The following is a 1,641-nucleotide window of genomic DNA, read 5'->3' as shown; positions in this document are numbered from 1 at the left end:
TACCGGCTACTCCTATCGCGACCCTCATTGGCGACTACAAAACCAATTAAAGGAGGGGGTAGATAAAAAATAAAATCGGAAGATTTCAAGGATCTTCCGATTTAAGGTTATTTACCTGATTTTTTTTCAATTATGGAACAAATAGTTTTATTTATAAATAATCTACTATAATTAGCAAATTGTTGCTGTAAATAAATTAGTCCCCTTTAAACAATCCTATGTATTTCAATCCATTATATTGTTCTTTATATGGTGGGTTAATGCTCAGCTCTGAATCTTGATACCAAAAGATGGCATTTGCTTCTTTTATTCCTAATCTATTACATATGTCTTTTATTGATTGAAATTCGCTTTGATCAACAGCGGCATCAATTAAAATTTCATCTATAGAAACATTTTCATGGCGACGTGGAATTATTCCTATAAAATCCTCATCATACCATTGAAGATTAATATCCTTACAAAACTGGCAAAGTTTATAATTAGGATCATCAAAATTTCCTTCAATAGAATAATCTAACTCAAAATATTTCATATATTCATCTTCGGAGGAAAAATTATTCCCAATCCATAAATGCACACTATTTTCAGTTGTCATAACCCACACTTCCTATTATATATCATATGATTACGATGATGCTCGCCTATTATTTTCTTCGCATCTAGTTTATTAGTAGCTTCTTTCAGATCTGCAATTAATTTATTATGAAAATGCCTGCCTGCTCTGCTTCCATGATGTCCGCCATCTGGAACTGGATTTCCTTTGGAGTCTGTTACATTTGTGAATGTAATCTTGTCTGTATCTACAACATATTTTTTTAGTTCTTCTGCTGTAAAACCTAATTCTTTTGCTTTAGCAGCTAAAGAAACAGGAAATAATTCATGTTTTCCTCCAGTTCCCCTTAAAGCGGAAGAAACAGATGTTTTATTAGCTACAATGTCTTCAACTGTTGCCTTATTGAACCACTCGTTAAACTTACCGGGCATCCATTCAGCCCATCCTAAAGGATCTATGAACCCCGTCGGATTTCCGACGTATGAATATAGATTCTCTCCTCCAAGCAACCCAATGGGGTCGGGACTGAGATAACACGCGGCTTCCGGTGAATAAAAGCGGTACCGATTGTAGCAAAGCCCGGACTCTTCATCCCATAACTGCCCGGCGAATCGGAGGCCCGGGTCCAGTTCGGGATTCTCTGCCTGTCCGCCCAGCCGCAGCCCGTACAGGGACTGTTTCGGTCGCCGCCAGACCCGTTTCCCTGCCGGGTCGAACAGCGCCAGCGGCTCGCCGGTCGGCGCGCTGACCGCATACTGGGTCTGCACCTCCCCGGCCATCAGTTCCACCCGGTTGTCCAGATTGAGGGTAAACTGTTGCGTCTGCTGCGCTATCAGCTCCCAGCCGTCAAACACCAGATGGCGGACCATTTTCAGCCGGCCGTGCTGATACTCGCGGATTTCCGCCGGCACATCGCCGTCCCACAGATACGTGGTCAGCTTACCGGTCTGGATACACCGTTTTTCCGTCCGTCGTCCGAAGGCATCATAGCGATATTCCCACCGGATGTCATCCGGCGTGATAAGCCCCGTCAGCTGGTTCTGGCTGTTCCAGCGGTATTTCGTCAGCGCCGGCCGGTAACCTTC

2 protein-coding genes are annotated in these 1,641 nt (G+C 43.4%); both read right to left on the bottom strand.

Annotated features, from left to right (window positions below; genetic code table 11):
- Positions 1 to 196: 196 nt before the first annotated feature.
- The gene (locus tag V2H77_RS00650; RefSeq protein WP_341497261.1) at positions 197 to 598 is read right to left on the bottom strand and encodes an immunity 22 family protein; all 402 of its coding nucleotides are present in this window, start codon (positions 596 to 598) and stop codon (positions 197 to 199) included.
- The coding region (locus V2H77_RS00645; RefSeq protein ID WP_341497260.1) for an RHS repeat domain-containing protein at positions 595 to 1,641 on the bottom strand (1,047 nt) is incomplete at its 5' end. The genes V2H77_RS00650 and V2H77_RS00645, both read right to left, overlap by 4 nt.

It is taken from the genome of Photorhabdus sp. P32, assembly GCF_038085095.1.
Classification (GTDB): domain Bacteria; phylum Pseudomonadota; class Gammaproteobacteria; order Enterobacterales; family Enterobacteriaceae; genus Photorhabdus; species Photorhabdus luminescens.
Note: the sequence above shows the minus strand (reverse complement) of the source record. Positions and strands in the feature narration are given on the sequence as shown.